The organism is Sphingosinicellaceae bacterium (assembly GCA_019285715.1).
Taxonomy (GTDB): domain Bacteria; phylum Pseudomonadota; class Alphaproteobacteria; order Sphingomonadales; family Sphingomonadaceae; genus Glacieibacterium.
Map to the genome: position 1 here is coordinate 1,765,027 of CP079108.1, position 14,041 is coordinate 1,779,067.

Below are 14,041 nucleotides of genomic sequence, written 5' to 3' on the forward strand. Positions count from 1 at the left end.
ACCGCCTTGCCCGAAGCCACCGCCCCCGCGCAGCCCCTAGGCGCGACGGGAGTATTGGTTCTGGCGGACGGCACGGTCGTCTGGGGCCGGGGCTGCGGGGCCGAGGGCTCGGCGGTCGGCGAGGTCTGCTTCAACACCGCCATGACCGGCTATCAGGAGGCGATGACCGATCCCTCCTATGCCGGTCAGATCATTGCCTTCACCTTCCCGCACATCGGCAACGTCGGCGCGAACGGCGAGGATGTCGAGGCGACCAACCCCTACGCGCTCGGCTGCATCCTGCGCGAAGACATCTCGGAGGCCGCCAATTTCCGCGCCGAGCGCAGCTTCGACGACTGGCTCAAGTCCTGGGGCCGCATCGGCCTGAGCGGTGTCGACACCCGCGCGCTGACCCGCCGCATCCGCGTCCTCGGCGCACCGAACGCCGTGATCGCGCACTCCGCAACCGGCGAGTTCGACCTCCCGGCACTTCTTTCCGAGGCGCAGGCGTGGCCCGGCCTCGAGGGCATGGACCTCGCCAAGGAGGTCAGCGCCACGCAGAGCTACGGCTGGAGCGACGGCCTGTGGACGCTCGGGCAGGGCTACGCGACCAGCGCCGCCAACCCTGAGGGACCGCACGTCGTCGCGGTCGACTACGGCATGAAGCGCAACATCCTGCGCAACCTCGTCGCCGCCGGCGCGCGTGTCACCGTCGTCCCCGCCACCGCGACCTACGACGAGATCATGGCACACGAGCCCGACGGCATCTTCCTGTCGAACGGCCCCGGCGACCCTGCCGCGACCGGAGTCTATGCGGTCCCGACGATCCAGGCGCTGCTCAACTCTGGCAAGCCGCTGTTCGGCATCTGCCTCGGCCACCAGATGCTCGGGCTGGCGGTGGGTGCGAAGACCTTCAAGATGCACCAGGGCCACCGGGGGGCGAACCACCCGGTCAAGCGGCTGGACGACGGGCGGGTCGAGATTACATCGATGAACCATGGGTTTGCGGTCGATGCGGAGACGCTACCGGCGAATGCGAAGGCGACGCACGTGAGCCTGTTCGATGGGTCGCTGGCGGGGCTGGAGCTGACGGACCGGTCGGCGTTCAGCGTGCAGTATCATCCGGAGGCGAGCCCGGGACCGCAAGACAGTCACTATCTGTTCGCGCGGTTCGTTACGAGTTTGAGAAAAGTAGGATGACCTTCACTGATTTCGAGGAAAAGATACTGATCGGCCTCTATCAAGAAAGAACAGTATTTGGTGTATCGGACATGCTCCCTTTCCAGGACCTTGTTGATAAATATGGTCTGGATAGTCAGACGGGATGGCTAATCGAGGCGCAAAAGAACCTCCTTACTCAGGGACTAATTACGGGTCCACGAAACGGATATAACGACCAGATGGCGCTTGGTCTAATTGCAGGGCCTGGCATGAAGCTGATCGAGCAGAGATACGGCGATAAAGATGGTGTCGGGATGATACTCGGACCCATCACCGCTGTTCGAACTGGCGGGGGCGTTAGAGATACTCCGACGACAGAGCCATCGTTTCTCACATTAGAGACGGGTGGTCTCATCGAACTTGAGGGACAGAATCTTGCAATCGATAGTACGGCTTGGACCGGTGTATCAGAGAGGCTAAGAGCCGACCCGATCAAGGTTCAGAATATAACTACAAAAATACGTGAGCTAGATCAACTAGTGGACGGCTCCGGCCTGACAAACACGCAGGTAGCGCGGGTTAAGGCGATTACTGAATCACTAGTAAAATTAGTTGAATCCCCTGAACCTGAGTGGGAAGCCATAGCGCTTTTGCTGAGATCGCCGACATTGCAAACAGTTCTAGGTCTTGCAGGCGTCACCCAGTTGGTCCTCAAAATCATGTTTGGTATCGGCTAATGCCCAAACGCACCGACCTCTCCTCCATCCTCATCATCGGCGCCGGCCCCATCATCATCGGGCAGGCGTGTGAGTTCGACTATTCGGGCACCCAGGCGTGCAAGGCGCTGAAGGCCGAGGGCTACCGGATCATCCTGGTCAACTCGAACCCGGCCACCATCATGACCGACCCCGACATGGCGGACGCGACCTACGTCGAGCCCATCACGCCCGAGGTCGTCGCCAAGATCATCGCCAAGGAGCGCCCTGACGCGGTGTTGCCGACGATGGGCGGGCAGACGGCGCTCAACACCGCGCTGGCGCTGGCTCGCGACGGCACGCTGGAGAAATACGGCGTCGAGCTGATCGGCGCCGATGCGGAGGCGATCGACAAGGCCGAGGACCGGCTCAAGTTCCGCGACGCGATGACCAAGATCGGGCTCGAGAGCCCGCGCAGCCTGATCGCGCACAACATCGCCGAAGCGCTGGAAGGTCTTGAGTTCGTTGGTTTGCCGACGATCATCCGGCCGTCGTTCACGATGGGCGGCACCGGCGGCGGCATTGCCTACAACCGCGAGGAATTCCTCCACATCGTCGGCACCGGGCTCGACGCCTCGCCGACCACCGAAGTGCTGATCGAGGAGTCGGTGCTCGGGTGGAAGGAGTTTGAGATGGAGGTCGTGCGCGACCGCAACGACAACGCCATCATCATCTGCGGCATCGAGAATATCGACCCTATGGGCATTCATACCGGTGACTCGATCACGGTCGCGCCGATGCTGACGCTGACCGACAAGGAATACCAGATCATGCGCAACGCGAGCATCGCTTGCCTGCGCGAAATCGGTGTCGAAACAGGCGGTTCCAACGTCCAGTTCGCAGTCAACCCGAAAGACGGACGGCTGGTGGTCATCGAGATGAACCCGCGCGTGTCGCGGTCCTCGGCGCTGGCGTCGAAGGCCACCGGCTTTCCGATCGCCAAGGTCGCGGCGCTGCTCGCGGTCGGCTACACGCTCGACGAGGTGATGAACGACATCACTGGCGCAACGCCGGCCGCGTTCGAGCCGACGATCGACTATGTCGTCACGAAGATCCCGCGCTTCGCCTTCGAGAAGTTCAAGGGCGCGGAAGCGACGCTCGGCACCGCGATGAAGTCGGTCGGGGAGGTCATGGCGATCGGCCGCAACTTCCACGAGAGCGTCCAGAAGGCGCTGCGCGGCCTGGAGACCGGCCTGACCGGCTTCGACGAGGTCGAGGAGCTCGCGGGCGCGAGCGAGTCCGAGATCGAGGCGGCGCTGAGCATCCCCGGGCCTGACCGGCTGCTGATCGCGGCGCAGGCGATGCGCGAAGGCTTCACGATCGAGCGGATTAACGCGATAACTTATTACGAACCGTGGTTCCTCAACCGGATAGCCGAGATTGTTACGGCGGAGGCGGAGGTTCGTGCGAACGGGTTTGGCAACCTCGCCAAGCTCAAATCCATGGGCTTCTCCGATGCCCGCCTCGCCACGCTGACCGGCCGTTCCGAGGCCGACGTCTCCGCGGAGCGCCGCGCCCTCGGCATCCGTCCGGTGTTCAAGCGCATCGACACCTGCGCCGCCGAGTTCGAGGCGAAAACCCCCTACATGTATTCGACCTATGAGGCGCCGAGCTTCGGGACGCCCGAGTGCGAGAGCCACCCGACCGACGCCCGCAAGGTCGTCATCCTCGGCGGCGGACCGAATCGCATCGGTCAGGGCATCGAGTTCGACTATTGCTGCTGCCACGCCTGCTTCGCGCTCGCCGACGCCGGCTACGAGACGATCATGATCAACTGCAACCCGGAGACGGTGTCGACCGACTACGACACGTCGGACCGGCTCTACTTCGAGCCGCTGACCGCCGAGGATGTGCTGGAGGTGCTGTCCAAGGAGCAGGAGAACGGCACGCTGGTCGGCGTCATTGTCCAGTTCGGCGGGCAGACGCCGCTCAAGCTGGCGCGGGCGCTGGAGGCCGCGGGCATTCCGATCCTCGGCACCACGCCCGACAACATCGACCTGGCGGAAGACCGCGAGCGCTTCGCCGCGATGGTCGAGCGCATCGGTCTGCTCCAGCCCAAGAACGGCATCGCCCGGTCGCGCGACGAGGCGATCGCGGTGGCGGAAGACGTCGGCTACCCGGTACTGATGCGCCCGTCCTACGTGCTCGGCGGGCGTGCGATGGAGGTCGTCGAAGGCCCCGCGCACCTCGACACCTACATCAGGGAGGCCGTGCGCGTATCGGGGGACTCGCCGGTGCTGATCGATCAGTATCTCCGCGATGCGGTCGAGGTCGACGTCGACGCCATCGCCGACGGCGAGACGATCTTCGTCGCCGGCGTCCTCCAGCATATCGAGGAAGCCGGGGTCCACTCGGGCGACAGCGCTTGCTCGATCCCGCCGTACAGCCTGTCGGACGACATCATCGCGGAGATCGAGCGGCAGACTGCAGTGCTCGCGAAGGCGCTCGACGTGCGCGGCCTGATGAACATCCAGTTCGCGGTCAAGGACGGCCTCGTCTACCTGATCGAGGTCAACCCGCGCGCCTCGCGGACCGTGCCCTTCACCGCCAAGGCGACGGGGCTGCCGCTGGCCAAGATCGCAGCGCGGGTGATGGCGGGCGAGAGCCTCGCCAGCTTCAACCTGGTGCGCCCGAAGTGGGACCATATCGCGGTCAAGGAGGCGGTGTTCCCGTTCGCGCGCTTCCCCGGCACCGACCCGGTCCTCGGCCCGGAGATGAAATCCACCGGCGAAGTCATGGGCATCGACGCCGACTTCGCGATGGCGTTCTACAAGAGCCAGCTCGGCGCAGGAACCCGGCTACCCGACAGCGGCACGGCGTTCATCTCGGTCAAGGAGACCGACAAGCCGGTGATCCGCGACATGGCGATCGAGCTTGTCGCGCTGGGGTTCACGGTGCTCGCCACCGACGGCACCGCAAAGTATCTGGCGGAGCAGGGCGTCGCCGTGACCGCTGTCAACAAGGTCGCACAGGGCCGGCCGCACATCGTCGACCGGATCAAGGACGGCGCGATCGACTTCATCTGCAACACCACCGGCGGCGTCCAGTCGATGAAGGACAGCCAATCGATCCGGGTCGCAGCCTTGTACGGAAAGGTACCGTACTTTACGACCGCAGCGGCTAGTATAGCCGCCGTCCGGGCAATTGCTGCCGCGCGCTCGCGACCGCTTGAAGTAAGGTCGCTGCAGTCATATTATTCTGCATTGGCGTAAAGCAGGCGCCTATCCGGATAGCGACAGCCGGCTGCGGGGGATCAATCCACCGGCGGTCGAACCGTCCGGCAGGGAAGGAAAGAGAATACGATGGCGACGGTCGACAAGCTGCCGATGCTGGCTGAAGGGCACACCGTGCTCGTCACCACGCTGCGCCGCCTGAAAGAGGAAGAGCGTCCCGAGATCGTGCTGATGATCGAGGAGGCACGCGCGCACGGCGACCTCAGCGAGAATGCCGAATATCATGCCGCGAAGGAGCGCCAGGGCCAGGTCGAGGCGCAGATCTTCGACATCGAGGATCGTCTGGCGCGCGCCGTGGTCATCGATCCGCTGACGCTGTCGGGCGACAAGGTCGTGTTCGGCGGCACCGTCCACCTGCTCGACGAGGACGAGAAGCCGATCAAGTACCAGATCGTCGGCCAGACCGAGGCGGATGCCCGCATCGGCCGGATCAGCTATTCGTCGCCGCTCGGCCGTGCCCTGATTGGTCGCCGCGTCGGCGAGGAGGTCGAGGTCACCACGCCGTCCGGGGACAAATACTACCAGATCGAGAAACTGGAGTTCATCTGACGCCCCGCGGCGTCGGGGTCCCTGAATGAAGCCATTCAAGCCGCCGCCGGCACCGGTGACGCGGGCGATCATCATCGCCTGCATCGGCGTGCAGGTCGCCGCGACCCTGCTCGGCACGCACTTCGCCAACATGCTGGCGGAGACGGCGGGGCTGATCCCGGCGCGGCTGGTCGACGGTATCGCGCCGGGAGTCGCTGGCGGCGGCGTCCCCGCGCCCCTCACGCTGGTGACGGCGCTGTTCCTTCACGCCGGCTGGCTGCATCTCGGGCTGAACCTCGTCTTCCTCGGCTGGGTCGGGAAGTATGTCGAGTGGGTGTTCGGTCCCTGGCGCTTTGCCGGGCTGTACCTGCTCGGCGGTGTTGCGGGTAACCTGCTCCAGGTCGCCGTCGACCCGCATTCGACCGGTGTCGTCATCGGGGCGAGCGGCGCGATCGCGGCGATCTTCGGCGCCTACGCCGTGATGTTCGCCGGCAGTCGGGCGAGCGGCCGGCGCGTGCTTGGCGTCGCGGTCTCGTCGGAGGCGGCGACGGCCTTGTGGTTTGCTGCGGTGTGGATCGGGCTGCAGCTTGCCACCGGCTACCTGTTCCGCGTCGACGGGCAGGGGATCGCGATCTGGGCGCACATCGGTGGCTTCATAACAGGGCTGATCTTCGCGCAGCCGTATCTGAAAGGCCCACGGGTCTAGCTCAGGCGTCGGGTTCGAGTAGCCGGTGCAGGTGGACCACCACATACTTCATCGCGGCATCGTCGACGGTGCGCTGGGCGTTGGCGCGCCACGCCGCCTCGGCGGCGGCGAAGTCGGGGAAGATACCGACGATGTCGAGCGCGCTCGGATCGACGAAGTCCGTGCCGCGCGGGTCGCTGACCCGGCCGCCGAAGACGAGATGGAGCTTGGAGGTCGGGGTCGCGGGTGTAGCCATGGCGGCTGCGCTTAGCGGGCCGGACCCTCGGCGGCAACCTCGGCGCTGATCCGGGCGAGGGTCTCTGCCATCCACGCCTCGAATTCCGGGCCGTCCCAGGCGCGATGATCGCCACGCGAGTAGGCGAGGGCGTTGCGATGGTAAAAGGCCGCGTTGACCCGGTTCGGGATGCGGCTGTCCACCGTCCGGATGACCTTGGCGGGCGACCCGACGACGATCGAGTTCGGCGGCACCATGGTCCCGTCCTTGACGTAGGCGTGCTGCCCGACGATCGACCCGGAGCCGATCACAGCGCCGCCGTAAACCGTGGCGTTGATGCCGATCAGGACGTCATCGCCGACCGTGCAGCCGTGCAGCGTGGCGTGGTGGGTGATCGAGCAGTTCGCGCCGATTACCACCGGACGGCCCGGGTCGGTGTGGATCATGACGAAATCCTGGACGTTCGTATTGCGCCCGATCTCGACATGCGCGGCTTCGCAGCGGATCACCGCGTTGCACCAGATCGAACTGCCCTCGCGCATCGCGACCCGACCGTAGATCAGGGCCGTCGGGTGGATATACGCGGCTGCGTCGAGGTCGAGATCGCTCTCCCGGTCGGGGACGCCGATCAAGTCGCCGCCTTCGCGTTCGACGACTTCATGAACGATACCAGCGCGTCGAAGCCGTTCTTGGCGATGTACGACGAGAAGTCGGCCTCCTGGGTCAGCGACAGGTTGATGCCCGAGATCGTCAAGTTGATGATGCGGAAGCCGCTGCCGTCCTTGCGCACCGTCCAGATCGCGTCGAACGGGTCGCGGTTCGGCACCGTGACGCGGCTGTAAACGTCGACATCGCCCCGCGCGCCGCGCGGCACGGTACGCACCGGTGTCACGGTCGCGTTGGCATAGTTCATCAGCCGGTCGCCGTAGGCGTTGATCGCGAACTCGGGAAGCGCCGCCTGATAGGCCGCGTACTGCGCCGGGGTGATCTGGTTGCGGTAGCGCCGGATCAGGCGGTTGCCGATATCGTCGAGCGCGAAGGCGTCGCGCAACATGACCCGGAACTTGGCCCGGATCTGCGACTTCGACAGCGACTTGTCCTTCAGCAAGGTGAACACTCGGACCGAAAGGTCGTCGACGAACTTGCTCGCGGCCTGGCTATCGGCGGGGGAGGCGGCCTGCGCCATCGCCGGCGCTGAAACCGCAAACGGCGCCATCGACAAGGCCAGCAGCGAAACGGAAATTCGGGTCAAAACACGCATTGCAAGGTCCTGGAAATAGCGGTGCCCGACATGGGCGAGGCGGCGACCTAGACCACCGCCCCTGCACCGCAGCTTAATCGGATCAAGTCGTTCTGTGGCCGCCGAGCTCGTTCTTTGCGGCGTCGACAACCGACTGCACCGCAGACTTGGCCTGCCCGGTCAGGTCGTCCACTTTCTCGCGCGCCGCATCCGCCAACCGGTGCCCGGTGTCGCCGAGCAGGCGGCGCTCGCTCTCGGTCTCCGGGAACAGCGCGCCCATCAGTGCGCCGGCGGCAAGGCCAACCAGTACGCCGACGAACGGGTTGCCGCCGAACGACGTGTTCGGCCCACGCAACAGAGCGAAGCGCTCGCTCGCCGGCTCGGAGCGACGATCCTCGTAGCTGTCGTCGTAGTCACTGTATGATTCCGAATCGTCGCCGAAGTTGACGCGCGCACTGCGCAACCGGGTCGTGCCGAGCAGCGCCAGCCCGATCGCCAAGCCTCCAGCGGCAAGCGTCACCGGGTGACCGCGCACGAGGTCGCGGCCCGACTTGAGCAGGTCGGCACCACCGGCCTGCACTGAATCGACCGCTTCACTGACGATGCGCCGCGGGTTGAGCCGATCCTGCAGCTCATCGAGGGTGGCACTGATGCGCTCGCGGGTATCCTCGGCTTCTCCGGCAATTCTGGAGGTGTCGTCGGCGGCCATCGATCAGTTTCCCTTCAAGGTCTTGGCGTCCTGCCTGACCGACGCGATCGTGCGGTCGGGGGACAGGCTCGCGGCGCCGAGCTTCTTGGAGCCGACACCGAGTGCGATCACGCCGATCACCGCCGACGCAACCGCCACGATGAGCTCAGCCCAGCCGTGGCCAACGATCGGAATCAACCAGCCGACGAACGCCGCGAACAGCGTGATCAGCGACGCGAGCATCAGCGTCGCGCCGAAGCCGATCAGGATTGCGCCGGTCTTCAGCCCGGAGACGTTGCTCCGCACCTCGGCCTGGAACAGCCTCAGCTCCGTGCGAAACAGGTGCTGAACGTCTTCGATGAGCTGCCGCAGCAAGTCGCCGATCGACTGGTCCCGGTCCGATTGTGTCGCCATTAAAACTGCTCCGAGCCAGCGTATCATCAAGCAGAGTATCGCCCGCCGCTTACCTTCAGCAAGCGGGTCAACACGAAGCCCGCAGCGACCGCGATGCCGACCGCCATGCCGGGCTGCTGCCGGATAAACTCGCGTCCGTCATCCATCAGGTCCTCGACCGACTTGTCCTTCACCGTCGATGCCCAATGCTCGAGGGTATCGGCGGCGGTTATCGCGTAGGCACCGAGCGGACCGCCCTTGTCGCCGATCCGGTGGGCGATCTCGCGCGCGGCGTCGACCAGCCCGTCGAGCGAATTGGTGACCTGCTGCTTGCCTTCGTCGGCGACGCTGCGAAGCTTGTCGGTCGCCTGGCTGCGCAGGTTCATCGTCTGCTCCCGGAAGCTGCTGGCACCGCTGGAATAACGGCTGCCTGTTCCGCCGGCACCCGGGTCCTGACCGAAACTGCTTTCGCTGACGCCGTCGCGTCCGAAGTCACGCTGGCCGAGCGGGTCGTGAAGGGTGGAGTCCGCCATGTCGCTCATCGTTCAATCCTTGTCCCGATTCTCGAACGACCTCTGAACGGTAACGCGGCACCGCGGTTCCGCGGGCACCCGCGTTGATGCAATTCGTTTTGGTGACTAGTAAGGCCACCTGCAAGCCCCCCGTAACGCTGCCGAAAGGTTTTCCGCGCCATGACCGCGATCGTCGACATCCACGCGCGCCAGATCCTCGACAGCCGCGGTAACCCTACCGTCGAGGTGGACGTCCTGCTCGAGGATGGCAGCTTCGGACGTGCCGCGGTCCCGTCGGGCGCCTCGACCGGGGCTCATGAGGCGGTCGAACTCCGCGACGGCGATGCTTCACGCTACGGCGGCAAGGGCGTCCTGAAGGCCGTCGCCGCGGTCAACGGCGACATCTTCGACGCGCTGGCGGGTATCGACGCCGAGGAGCAGGGCGAGCTCGACGCCGCGATGATCGCGCTCGACGGCACCCCGAACAAGTCGCGGCTCGGTGCCAACGCCATCCTCGGCGTCAGCCTCGCCGCCGCCAAGGCTGCGGCCGAGGCCCGCGGGCTGCCCTTGCACCGCTACATCGGCGGTATAGGGGCACATGTCCTACCAGTTCCGATGATGAACATCATCAACGGCGGCGCGCATGCCGACAATCCGATCGACTTCCAGGAGTTCATGGTGATGCCGGTCGGCGCGCCAACCCTCGCCGAGGCCGTGCGCTGGGGGGCCGAGATCTTCCACACCTTGCGCAAGGAGCTCAGCGCCGCCGGCCAGTCGACCGCGGTCGGCGACGAGGGCGGCTTCGCACCCAACCTCCAGGGCACCAATGCCGCGCTCGATTTCATCATGCGCTCGGTCGAGAAAGCCGGTTTCCATCCCGGCGAAGACGTCTTCATCGCGCTCGACCCGGCCGCGTCGGAGTTCTTCAAGGACGGCCGCTACGAACTGGTCGGTGAGGGCAAGTCGCTGGCCCCGCACGAGATGGTCGACTATTACGCCGACCTGTGTGCGCGCTACCCGATCCTGTCGATCGAGGACGGCATGGCCGAGGACGACTTCGAGGGCTGGAGGGCGATCACCGACCGGCTTGGCGCCACGCACCAGCTCGTTGGCGATGATCTGTTCGTGACCAACCCGGAGCGACTGCGCGACGGCATCGGCCGCGGCCTGGCGAACTCGTTGCTGGTCAAGGTTAACCAGATCGGAACACTTACCGAGACCCTGCAAGCTGTGGAAATGGCCCACCGGGCGCGCTATACCAGCGTCATGTCGCACCGTTCCGGTGAAACCGAGGACTCCACAATCGCCGATCTGGCCGTCGCGACCAACTGCGGGCAGATCAAGACTGGCAGCCTGGCGCGCTCCGACCGGTTGGCCAAGTACAACCAGTTGATCCGCATCGAGGAGGAACTGGGCGAGACCGCAGTCTATGCCGGTCGCGCAGTGCTGCGCCGACAGTGAAATAAACGCTTGAATCCCGTGCCGTAGCGTGATTCAACGGGCTGTGAGCGACCGCAGCACTCTTCTCGACCTCGCCCAGCGGGCGGCGATCCCGGTCGCGACGCTCATCCTGATCGGCTATTTCCTGTTCCACGCCGTCGCCGGTAACACCGGCCTGCTGGCATGGCGCGAATACCAGGTCGAGCACCGGCAGCTCGAGGCGCAGGCGCGTGAGGTCGCGTCGCGCCGCGAAGTGCTCGAGCGGCACACCAAGCTGCTCGATCCGCGGCGGGTCAACCCCGACTTCGCCGACCAGCTGGCCCGCGAAAACCTTGGCGTGCTCGGCCCCGACGAGGTCATCATCGACCTGCCGCCGCCGCCGGCCTGACGCTTCGGATCGCAGCCGCACAATTGCACCGGCGGTCGCATGGACGGGCCCGGGGCTTGAACCGCTGCCCGCACGGGTCTAGCGATGGCCGCGTCCGAACCCATTGAGGCGCGTATCTTGGCAAAAGCCGCCACCCGTATCCCAGTCGACGCCACCGCTGCACCTGTTCGCGAAAGGCCGCCTGAACCGCAGCGGTACAACGCGACCGGCGAGGAACTGCTCAAGTTTTACGGCCAGATGCTGCTCATCCGCCGCTTCGAGGAGCGCGCCGGGCAGCTTTACGGCATGGGGCTGATTGGCGGCTTCTGCCACCTCTACATCGGTCAGGAAGCGGTGGTCACCGGCATGCAGGCGGTGATCAAGCCGACCGACAGCGTCATTACCGGCTACCGCGACCATGGCCACATGCTGGCCGCCGGCATCGACCCCAAGATCGTCATGGCCGAACTGACCGGGCGCGCTGCCGGGATCAGCAAGGGCAAGGGCGGCTCGATGCACATGTTCTCGGTCGAGCATGGCTTCTACGGCGGCCACGGTATCGTCGCGGCGCAGGTCCCGCTTGGCACCGGCCTCGGCTTTGCGCACAAGTACAAGAACGATGGCGGCGTCGCTGTGACGTATTTTGGCGACGGGGCGTCGAACCAGGGCCAGGTCTACGAGAGCTTCAACATGGCCGAGCTGTGGAAGCTGCCGGTCGTCTACGTGATCGAGAACAACCAGTACGCGATGGGCACCAGCGTCAACCGCTCGTCCTCCGAGGACCAGTTGTACCGCCGCGGTGAAAGCTTCCGTGTCCCCGGGCTTCAGGTCGACGGCATGGACGTGCTCGCGGTGCGCGGTGCTGCACAGACCGCGGTCGACTGGGTCCGCGCCGGCAAGGGCCCGATCCTGCTCGAGATGAAGACCTACCGGTATCGCGGTCACTCGATGTCCGACCCGGCCAAGTACCGTAGCCGCGAGGAAGTCGCCGCTGTTCGCGAGAAGTCCGACCCGATCGAACATGCGAAGGCGCGACTTATCGAGATGGGAGCCGCCGACGAGGCGAGCCTGAAGAAGCTCGACCAGGACATCCGCGCCCAGATCACCGCCGCCGCCGACTTCGCCGAGACCGCGCCCGAGCCTGCGCCCGGCGAGCTTTACACCGACGTGCTGGTGGGACGTTACTGATGCGCGCTGCCGCCGTCATGCTGGCGCAGGCCAGCACCCATTTCACCGCGAACCCGACCAATCGAGTGTGCTCGACGGTGGGTGCTGGCGTTCGCCAGCATGACGGGAAGTAAGAGACCATGACCGAGATCAAGCTGCCCGCCATGTCCCCGACGATGGAGGAGGGCACCCTCGCCAAATGGCTGGTGAAAGAGGGCGACACCGTCAAGCCGGGCGACGTGCTGGCCGAGATCGAGACCGACAAGGCGACGATGGAGCTGGAGGCCGACGACGGCGGCGTGGTCGAAAAATTGCACGTCGCGGCGGGCTCCGATGGGGTCAAGGTCGGGACGCTGATCGCCACGATCCGGGGTGAGGACGACGTGGCGGCTCCGAAGGCTGAGCCTGCAGCTGCAACCCCACCCCTAACCCCTCCCGTACCGGGAGGGGGATCCGCAGGCGCCAAGGTCTCCCCTCCTGCCAATGAGGGGCATAGCACCGACGCGGGGGTCCCCCTCCCGGAACGGGAGGGGCTAGGGGTGGGCATTAGGCCCGAGGCCCCCACCCAAACCGACGCCACCCCCGCCCCGACAAAGGCCGAAACCTCCGCCAAGCCCAAAGACGGCGAAACCCCCGCGTCCCTCGCCGTCCAGCCGCAGGTCGCCCCCGGCACCAAGCTCAACCGCCAGACCGTGCGCGAGGCCCTGCGCGACGCCATGGCCGAGGAAATGCGCGCCGATCCAATGGTCTTCGTGATGGGCGAGGAGGTCGCCGAGTACCAGGGCGCCTACAAGGTCACGCAGGGTCTGCTCGAGGAGTTCGGCCCCGCGCGTGTGGTCGACACCCCGATCACGGAGTACGGATTCGCCGGGCTCGGGACCGGCGCGGCGATGGGCGGGTTGAAGCCGATCGTCGAGTTCATGACCTTCAACTTCGCCATGCAGGCGATCGACCACATCATCAACTCGGCCGCCAAGACCAACTACATGAGCGGTGGCCAGATGCGCTGCCCGATGGTCTTCCGCGGCCCCAACGGCGCCGCCTCGCGCGTCGCGGCGCAGCATAGCCAGAACTACGCGCCGTGGTACGCCAGCGTGCCGGGGCTGATCGTCATCGCGCCGTACAGCGCCGCCGACGCCAAGGGCCTGCTCAAGTCAGCGATCCGCTCGCCGGACCCGGTGGTCTTCCTCGAGAACGAACTCCTGTACGGCCACAGCTTTGACGTGCCGGAAGGCGACATCGCCATCCCGATCGGCAAGGCAGCAGTCGTCCGCGAGGGCAAGGACGTGACCTTGGTCAGCTATTCGATCGGCGTCGGCGTCTGCCTCGACGCCGCAACCAAGCTGGCCGAGGCGGGCATCGAGGCCGAGATCGTCGACCTCCGCACGCTGCGTCCGCTCGACAAGGCGACGGTCCTCGCCAGCCTCAAGAAGACCAACCGCATGGTCGTCGTCGAGGAGGGCTGGCCGACCTGCTCGATCGCCTCCGAGATCATCGCGATCGCGATGGTCGAAGGCTTCGACGACCTCGACGCGCCGGTGCTGCGCGTGACCAACGAGGACGTGCCGCTGCCGTACGCCGCGAACCTCGAGAAGCTGGCGCTGCTCAAGGTCGAGGACGTGATCGAGGCGGCGAAGAAGGTTTGCTACCGCTAGTTC

At 65.7% G+C, this 14,041-nt stretch carries 15 protein-coding genes; 9 read left to right on the forward strand and 6 right to left on the reverse strand.

The features are described from left to right. The first annotated feature begins 6 nt into the window (after nucleotides 1-6). The 5 genes from carA to KX816_08235 all read left to right on the forward strand — a co-directional run bounded on the left by carA (nucleotide 7) and on the right by KX816_08235 (nucleotide 6,362). Nucleotides 7-1,179, forward strand: a complete 1,173-nt coding sequence (gene carA, locus KX816_08215) for a glutamine-hydrolyzing carbamoyl-phosphate synthase small subunit (protein QXQ07960.1) — start codon at nucleotides 7-9, stop codon at nucleotides 1,177-1,179. Continuing rightward, nucleotides 1,176-1,877 (forward strand): hypothetical protein, encoded by a 702-nt coding sequence (locus tag KX816_08220; protein QXQ07961.1) that lies wholly within the window; start codon nucleotides 1,176-1,178, stop codon nucleotides 1,875-1,877. Before carA ends, KX816_08220 begins: the two co-directional genes overlap by 4 nt. Next, nucleotides 1,877-5,107, forward strand: coding sequence for a carbamoyl-phosphate synthase large subunit (gene carB / locus KX816_08225; GenBank protein ID QXQ07962.1), 3,231 nt, complete (start codon nucleotides 1,877-1,879; stop codon nucleotides 5,105-5,107). The genes KX816_08220 and carB overlap by 1 nt, the downstream gene beginning before the upstream one ends. A 90-nt stretch (nucleotides 5,108-5,197) precedes the next feature. Further along, entirely contained in the window at nucleotides 5,198-5,677 is a 480-nt protein-coding gene (gene greA / locus KX816_08230; protein ID QXQ07963.1) for a transcription elongation factor GreA, read from the forward strand. Nucleotides 5,678-5,702: 25 nt separating this feature from the next. Beyond that, nucleotides 5,703-6,362 (forward strand): rhomboid family intramembrane serine protease, encoded by a 660-nt coding sequence (locus tag KX816_08235; protein QXQ07964.1) that lies wholly within the window; start codon nucleotides 5,703-5,705, stop codon nucleotides 6,360-6,362. Nucleotide 6,363: 1 nt separating this feature from the next. On the opposite strand, the gene KX816_08240 is transcribed toward KX816_08235, so the two are convergent. The 6 genes from KX816_08240 to KX816_08265 form a co-directional block, all read right to left on the reverse strand. After that, nucleotides 6,364-6,597, reverse strand: coding sequence for a DUF4170 domain-containing protein (locus tag KX816_08240; GenBank protein ID QXQ07965.1), 234 nt, complete (start codon nucleotides 6,595-6,597; stop codon nucleotides 6,364-6,366). Between the two features lie 11 nt (nucleotides 6,598-6,608). Beyond that, nucleotides 6,609-7,118, reverse strand: a complete 510-nt coding sequence (locus KX816_08245) for a gamma carbonic anhydrase family protein (protein QXQ08461.1) — start codon at nucleotides 7,116-7,118, stop codon at nucleotides 6,609-6,611. An 86-nt stretch (nucleotides 7,119-7,204) separates the two neighbouring features. After that, nucleotides 7,205-7,837 carry an ABC transporter substrate-binding protein gene (locus tag KX816_08250; GenBank protein QXQ07966.1) on the reverse strand — a complete coding sequence of 211 codons (633 nt, stop codon included), beginning with the start codon at nucleotides 7,835-7,837 and terminating at the stop codon, nucleotides 7,205-7,207. A gap of 82 nt (nucleotides 7,838-7,919) precedes the next feature. Next, nucleotides 7,920-8,525, reverse strand: a complete 606-nt coding sequence (locus KX816_08255; protein ID QXQ07967.1) for a DUF3618 domain-containing protein — start codon at nucleotides 8,523-8,525, stop codon at nucleotides 7,920-7,922. Nucleotides 8,526-8,528: 3 nt separating this feature from the next. Beyond that, nucleotides 8,529-8,918 carry a phage holin family protein gene (locus tag KX816_08260; GenBank protein ID QXQ07968.1) on the reverse strand — a complete coding sequence of 130 codons (390 nt, stop codon included), beginning with the start codon at nucleotides 8,916-8,918 and terminating at the stop codon, nucleotides 8,529-8,531. Between the two features lie 26 nt (nucleotides 8,919-8,944). Further along, nucleotides 8,945-9,439 (reverse strand): hypothetical protein, encoded by a 495-nt coding sequence (locus KX816_08265; protein QXQ07969.1) that lies wholly within the window; start codon nucleotides 9,437-9,439, stop codon nucleotides 8,945-8,947. Between the two features lie 150 nt (nucleotides 9,440-9,589). On the opposite strand from KX816_08265, the gene eno reads away from it, so the two are divergent. From eno to KX816_08285, 4 genes are all read left to right on the forward strand, one after another. Further along, a complete protein-coding gene (gene eno / locus KX816_08270; GenBank protein QXQ07970.1) occupies nucleotides 9,590-10,870 on the forward strand; it encodes a phosphopyruvate hydratase in 1,281 nt (426 codons plus the stop codon). Nucleotides 10,871-10,913: 43 nt separating this feature from the next. Beyond that, nucleotides 10,914-11,237, forward strand: coding sequence for a septum formation initiator family protein (locus KX816_08275; GenBank protein QXQ07971.1), 324 nt, complete (start codon nucleotides 10,914-10,916; stop codon nucleotides 11,235-11,237). An 84-nt stretch (nucleotides 11,238-11,321) separates the two neighbouring features. After that, nucleotides 11,322-12,404, forward strand: a complete 1,083-nt coding sequence (pdhA, locus tag KX816_08280) for a pyruvate dehydrogenase (acetyl-transferring) E1 component subunit alpha (protein ID QXQ07972.1) — start codon at nucleotides 11,322-11,324, stop codon at nucleotides 12,402-12,404. Between the two features lie 119 nt (nucleotides 12,405-12,523). Continuing rightward, nucleotides 12,524-14,038: a pyruvate dehydrogenase complex E1 component subunit beta gene (locus KX816_08285; GenBank protein ID QXQ07973.1), complete on the forward strand. Its 1,515-nt coding sequence runs from the start codon at nucleotides 12,524-12,526 to the stop codon at nucleotides 14,036-14,038. Nucleotides 14,039-14,041 lie beyond the last annotated feature (3 nt).